Annotated in this window: 4 protein-coding genes; 1 reads left to right on the top strand and 3 read right to left on the bottom strand. The window is 70.6% G+C overall.

The genetic code is table 11. From position 1 onward, the window contains the following. Positions 1 to 242: 242 nt before the first annotated feature. The 3 genes from GY937_18820 to GY937_18810 form a co-directional block, all read right to left on the bottom strand. On the bottom strand, positions 243 to 1,631 hold the full coding sequence (locus GY937_18820) for a hypothetical protein (GenBank protein ID MCP5058759.1): 1,389 nt from the start codon (positions 1,629 to 1,631) through the stop codon (positions 243 to 245). A 6-nt stretch (positions 1,632 to 1,637) separates the two neighbouring features. Then, positions 1,638 to 3,140 (bottom strand): CHAT domain-containing protein, encoded by a 1,503-nt coding sequence (locus tag GY937_18815; GenBank protein MCP5058758.1) that lies wholly within the window; start codon positions 3,138 to 3,140, stop codon positions 1,638 to 1,640. A gap of 1,313 nt (positions 3,141 to 4,453) precedes the next feature. Continuing rightward, positions 4,454 to 5,833 carry an alpha/beta hydrolase gene (locus GY937_18810; GenBank protein ID MCP5058757.1) on the bottom strand — a complete coding sequence of 460 codons (1,380 nt, stop codon included), beginning with the start codon at positions 5,831 to 5,833 and terminating at the stop codon, positions 4,454 to 4,456. A gap of 214 nt (positions 5,834 to 6,047) precedes the next feature. On the opposite strand from GY937_18810, the gene GY937_18805 reads away from it, so the two are divergent. Next, positions 6,048 to 6,266 carry a hypothetical protein gene (locus GY937_18805; protein ID MCP5058756.1) on the top strand — a complete coding sequence of 73 codons (219 nt, stop codon included), beginning with the start codon at positions 6,048 to 6,050 and terminating at the stop codon, positions 6,264 to 6,266. Positions 6,267 to 6,328: the final 62 nt, after the last annotated feature.

Here is a 6,328-nt window from a genome sequence, read left to right as displayed (position 1 = left end):
GGCGTGCTGGACGATCCAACAGCTGCGGGAGGCATTCCCCTTGGACCCCGCCCTTCCCTTTCTCGTCTACGATCGCGACTCGATCTTCTCGGCGGAGGTTACCGCCACGATCCGAAACCTTGGGATCGAGCCCATACGCACGGCGTACCGCAGTCCCTGGCAGAACGGGTTCGCCGAACGATGGGTGGGAACCTGTTGGAAGGCAGGCTGGGGCCGGCGCGAAGCGCGGCCCAGCCGCTACGCTAGGCGGGCAGCGCCACGGCAGGGTCCCCGTAGATCACGAGGCTCTCGCGATCACGCGCCGTGAGCTGCAGCGCCAGGAGTTCGTCGGCGACGTCATCTCCCCGCTGGTGGGCACGCAGCGCCTTGCGCTGCAGGTTCCAGAGCTGGCTCGCCTGGGCGTGGATCTCGTCGAACGCGCGGCCGATGGGCTGGCGAAGATACAGGCGCTGGTGAAGAGCAGTGCGGATCGATCGCGTCAGCACCTGCTTCGTCTTGGGGTGCTGGAGCGTCCAGTCGAAGGTGGGCTCCACGTGCCCCACGAAGGCGCGCAGAGGCGACGCCGCGCCCAGCAGCGCCCGGGGGAGCGGGCTCACGCACTCACCCGCCGCCGCCAGACCCGCGAGCAGGCTGGCGATCGGGCTGCCGTCCTCGAGCATGCCCTGGTAGCCCGACTCCGCGGTGCTCCCCACCGAGCAGCAGGCGTGCGCGTACCAGATACCACCGCCCGGGCTCCAGCCGTCGAGCAGCGCGGGCACGTCGAGCGTCGTGTAGTCGCTGTCGACCAGGAGGCCGAGGTCGACCCGTAGGCGGTCGTGGTCGGCCAGCGGGCCCGTCTTGCCGTGGCTCGTCGTGACGATGAGGGCCGGCTGGTTTTGGGCGAGCTCTTCGCGGAGGCGCGCCTGGGTCGCGGCCTCGAGTTGGCCATTCACATAGATGGCGCCCGCACCGATGTCGTTGTCGGCCTGCAGCTTCGCGTGGACCTTCGCCGCGATCGAGCCCCGCATCAGGGTCGTGATGTCACCCCCGCCGTGATCGACTGCCCACACCACGGCGCGATCGAGCCGCGCGGACGCGTCCGGGAACCCCGCGATCGCGGCCTCCACGTAGCGCTCGAGCGCCGGGCCTTCGAGGTCGAGGCGCCCCACGAACGCGACGGCGTGCAGGCGGAACTGCACCTCCCAGGGGATCACGTCGACGGGCGCGTAGACGAGCAGGTAGCGCGGCACCTCGGCCACCCCGCGGCCATGCGCCGAGCCCACGAGATCGACGTCGCGCGCCCGCCCATCCTCGGTGTAGCGGCGGATCGTCGCGATCCCGCCCGCCCTCGCGCCGCACCGAAGCACCACGCCCTCTCGCGCGGCTCGAAGCGCGCGGATCGGCTCGGGGGCGTCGGCGTCGCCCGCCTGCTCGGCCGCGCTGAGGGCCGGGTTCTCCGGCAGCACGAGCCCCCAGCCCACCTTCGGGTGGCCCCAGTCGCTCTCGTTCGCCAGCGCTTCCGGCGCGAGGTCGGCGCGCGCCTTCTCGATGGGCGCGACCAGGCGCGCCCCGAGAGCCGGCCCCAGCGCCGACGCGCCGGCCGGCGCGTCACCGAGGAAGGCGTTGACGCGCAGCGTGTTGGGCAGAGGCATAGCGCGTCATCCCCCCATGGCTTCGATCTCGGCCTGCAGGTCGGAGATCCTCGCCCTCACCTGGTCCTCGAACTCCGCGCGGCCGGCGCCGGCGCGGCCCGTCTCGGCGAGAGCCAGCAGGGCCTGCAGCGAGTTCACCTCGGCCAGGCGCTCGGCCCGCGCGTCCTCGTCGGGAACGGCCGCGCCGGCCGCCCCCTCCGCGAGGCGCCGCACCTCGAGCGGCTCGGGCCGCAGATAGAGGACGGGCAGGCTCCACTCCTTGCGGATACAGGCGGCCTGGGTGGTTGGCATGCCGTGGCCGCTGCACAGCCTTGCCCGGGCGGTCCGCACGGCCGAGCTCCAGTCGATCTCGGTGGGCTGGCCTTCCGGGAGCGTCTCGACGCGATGCAACACCTCGCGGTAGAGCGCCTCGCAGAAGACGTGCGCGTCGTGGACGTCGATCTCCTGGCGCATCCCGATCGCGGCGGGCGTGCCGTTTCGCACCAGGGCCGAGACCACCGAGCGCGCGTCGGTGCCGGGCTCCGCCCCCTGGCAGGCGTTCAGCACGACGAGCCAGGCGTTGCGAGTGGCGCGGCTCAGCTCGTCGGGCTCGAGGTAGAGGAGCTGCGAGGGGGCGCCCATCAGCTCGCGCGTCGCAATCTCGAGGTACCCCGAGCCATAGCCCGACGAGCCGTGGCTGAAGATGTGGAGCAGGTGAGGCTCCGACTCCGCGATGCGCCGCACGAGCTCTTCGTTCGAGTCTGGCACGAAGCTCACATGGACGTCGGCGTCACCAGAGGCCTGCACGGCCTGCTGGACCACGTCCTGCGAGCACAGGACGTGGAGCTCCGTTCGCAGGGGACTCTGCTCGCAGACGGCCTGCAGCGCCTCCCACTCCGGGGTGGCGTCTCGGTCGCGCGCCGCCAGCACCGCGGTGATCCGCAGCGGCTCGTTGAAGTCGAGCAGCTCCCGCTCGACCCGCCCGCCGTAGCCCGCCACGCGGGCCACCGGCCAACGGTCGTCCAGGCTCAGGAACGAGGCCTGCGGGTGGAAGAGCGTCTCCCAGGGCAGCGCGTCGGCCTCGTTGCCGGGCGAGATGCGAACGAAGACGGGGACGCGTTGGCCGGGCACCGTGGCGGCGGCGTCGGTGAGGGCCTTGGCCACGCCCGCATTCTGGGCGAGCCGGGCATAGAGAGCCTCGCCCACCCGGCGGACGATCTCGTTGCCGTTCTGCGGAGCCACCAGGGCGTCGAAGTCGTTGAAGGGCGCACTGTGCATGTCGACGTCGAGGTCCGTCGATCCGTACTGGTCCGCCAGCTCCGCCGGCTCCTCGACGCGCACCGTGACGTCGGTGTCGTTGTGGAGCCCGAGGCCCAGCATCACCCGCGTCACGACCCCTCTCCATCCTTCAGCAGATTGTGGACGAAGCGCAGGGCCGCGGCCTCGCCGAGCTCGCTCGGCGTCTCGATGCCGTCGCTCGCGAGCTTGACGAAGGCCTGCTCGACATCGAGCCCGAGCGACGCCTTCCACCGCTCGTCGAGGCCACGACGCCGGGTGCCGGCGCCGGGCATGGGCGCCATCTTGCGCGTGAGCTCCACGAACGGGGGCGCCGGGGCCTCGACCATGCTCTTCAGGAAGGCGCTCTGGCTCACCGACTCGATGATCGTCTCGGGCTCCTCGGCCAGCACACCCAGTCGCTTCGGGTGCGCATAGAGTGAGATCCACCGCGACCGGGGGATCTGGGCGCGGGCCTGCGGATCCTCGGAGTAGAGGAAGCGATAGGCGTCGCGAGCGCCCTCCATTTCGAGCTCGCGGGTGTCGTGCACGAGGATCGGCTCGGGGCGCTCCCGCGCGATCTGCTCGGCCAGCAGCCGCAGCCCGAGGCTCCAGGGGCTGTCCTGCGGGATCGTGAACGCGACCGACCACGCTGCCATCTCGTTCAGGAAGGCGTTCAGCTCGGAGGCGGCGATGAAGTGGGACCACTGCCGGTCGCGGTTCTCGAGCGGGGAGTGGGCGAGCGCGAGGGCGCCGACCTCGCGCGAGAAGTAGCCCGGGCACACGAAGTGCGCGGCATCCAGGGGGTGTTCGGAGAGCACGTCCTCCATCCACAGGAGCCACGGGCTGCGCGACTTGCTGCGCGAGGTGGGGAGCTGCCGCTCAACCTTCCCCAGGCCGAACGCCTCGGCACCGTGCGGATCGTGGACGAGCACCTCATGGGCAGGCCCAACCTGCCCGGCGCCCCCCTGGAGCTGGCCATGGAACTGCTGATCGGCGAAGACGTGGATCACCGCGCCCTGCGGCACCGCGTCCACGATGGCCGCGATCAGGTCCTGGACGTAGCCGGTCAGGTGGAACGGGCTCTTGGCGACGGGCGAGCTGGCGCAGACGGCCAGGTGGAGCGGGCCTTCGAGCCGGTGCGGATCGACGACGAAGTTGGGGATCCGCAGCACGGGCCCGTCCACCACCTCGACGAGCTGCGCCTCCCAGGGCAGCAGCGCCAGCCGCGACGAGCCGCGCGTCAGCTGCAGCCACAGGGGCTCTTCGGGTGAGCGATCCTGCGCCAGCGTCTGAACGGCCGACAGGACCTGGTCGGGGATCTCGAAGCTCGCGCCGCTGAGATCGCGATAGCGCAGCGTCGGCGGGATCCCCAGCTCCTCGGCATGCACGCGGATCGTCTCGAGGCGCGTCTCGCGCCCGCGCCAGAAGTCGAAGACGACCTCGGCGCCGCCCCGCTGGATCTCCATCGCGGCGCGAACCGTGAGCAGCTGGTTCTCGTTGCGGATCGCTCCCGACATGGATGACTCCTCGCTCGCATGGCGAGCCGTGCGCTCGCGCTCGGCCGACTAACCGCTCGACTTCACCGCGTCGAAGAGCGCCCACCAGGTATGGGAGTTGCTGATGTCGCCATGTCCACCGATGGCTTCGTGGCCTTCGAGCGCCAGGACCGGCTGGGCCTGCTGTTCGAGCCCGTAGCCCTCGCCCACCTGCTTCATCTTCACCCGGGCCATCTCTTCGGGTGCGAGCCCACCCGGGCCGAACCCGCCGAGCGCCGCGTACTTGCTCGGTTCGCTCCCGGCCGCGATGCGGAGCTCGCCCAGGTCCCGCGCGCGGCGGGCCGCGAGGTGGAAGAACTTCGTGAGCGCCGCGTCCTTGCGACTGAACGTCGAGAGGATGTGGCCGCATCGATCGAGCGCCGGGCGATAGCCCCCCGCGTGCCCAGCCCCGGTGTCGGCCGCAAAGCACAGGCGCGAGACGGCGGGCTGGAGCAACAGCAGCGTCTGGACCTTCCTGGGGAGTGGCGACTGACAGACGGCCGACAGCACGACCTTGCCACCGTAGGAGTGCCCGACGAGATGGGCGCGCGCGTCGCTGCTCGCCAAGAGCTCGGCCAGCAGGGGCGACACGCCCCGAGCGCCCACGACACCCGCGCGATCCTTCATCTGTAGCACGGTCGTGAGGCGCAGGATGTTCCGCGGGTCGAGCGCGGAGAGCAGGCCCGCAGCGTCGGGTGTCGCGGCTGCGCCGTCGGCCGTCCCGAAGTCGTCGTCGTCGAGCGGCTCGTCTCCATCGTCGACCTCGGGCCCGGTCGGGAGCACGGCCTGGGCGGCGTGCCACGCCGCCACGAGATCCTGCGGCGTGGCGTTCTCCTCGCCCGCCTGCTCGCTCAGCTCGTCGCCGCCTCGTACCCCCACCGAGAGGAGCAGGCTCGCCAGCTCGAGCGCCTCCCGCTCGTCCAGCCCCTCGGCCTTCTGGGCCAGCTCGTAGAACCGCTCGACTTCGGACTCCGCGATCGACCGCGAGAGCTCCTGAACCATCGCCCGCTCGTCCGCGACCTCGGCGTCGTCGGTGACGCCCCCGATCCCTGCCATGCGGGGCGCTCGCTCCCACGGAAGCACGAGCGCGGTGCTCGGCCAGAAGATCCCGATCAGGAGCGGCTTGTACGGGCGGCCCATCTGCAGGCTCTGGGCCTTGCGCATGCCGATGAAGCCCTGGATGAAGCTGTCGTAGCGCTCCGAAGAGACCTCCCAGTCGTTGTTCCAGCCGTGCGAGAAGAGGTAGACGTCGGTGAAGCCCCCGGCCGAGAGACGCTCCAGCATCTCGCGACGTGTCAACGGCGCGGTACAGCGACCGCGCTCGTCGAAGGGCATGATGTACCAGGGGACGGCGCTGCCGTCGCTGGCCGTGATCATCCGGTAGGGCGCCGCGGGAAGCGTCTTCGACATCGGCGTTCCTCCTTTCGACGATCTTACCTCCGGAAGTAGCGCCGAATCAATCCGCCTCGCTCGGAATCTTCTGGGGGTCGGCGATAGCCGCCACCCCCAGAATGCTCCCGCCCGGCCGACCCTGAAATGGGTCTGGCGCGAAGGAAGGCCGCGGCCGATCCTGTGGGACAGCGAGGCGCCCCGTCCAACGCCCGCGAGCCACGAGGAAATGTACGTGCCCTTCGTCGACATCCGCACCAACCAAGAAGCAACCGCGGTGAGTAGCGGTGCCCTCCTCAGGGCCGTCACCAGCGCCGTCCACGAAATCAAGGGCGACCGCACGGCGATGATCTCGTGCGCGATCCACGCGAACGTGCCTGTGCGTCCTCAATATTCGTCCGCGTTGATATTGCTCAGCTTTTCCGCCTTCCCCTACAACTCGTTCCGTGGATGATACACCCGACCGATTCCCAGATTCAGACTCGTTCTGCCCCGCGCGATCACGCACCCTCCGGC

This window comes from bacterium (assembly GCA_024228115.1).
In the GTDB taxonomy this organism is placed as follows: Bacteria; Myxococcota_A; UBA9160; order UBA9160; family UBA6930.
This window is presented reverse-complemented; position numbering and strand designations above follow the sequence as displayed.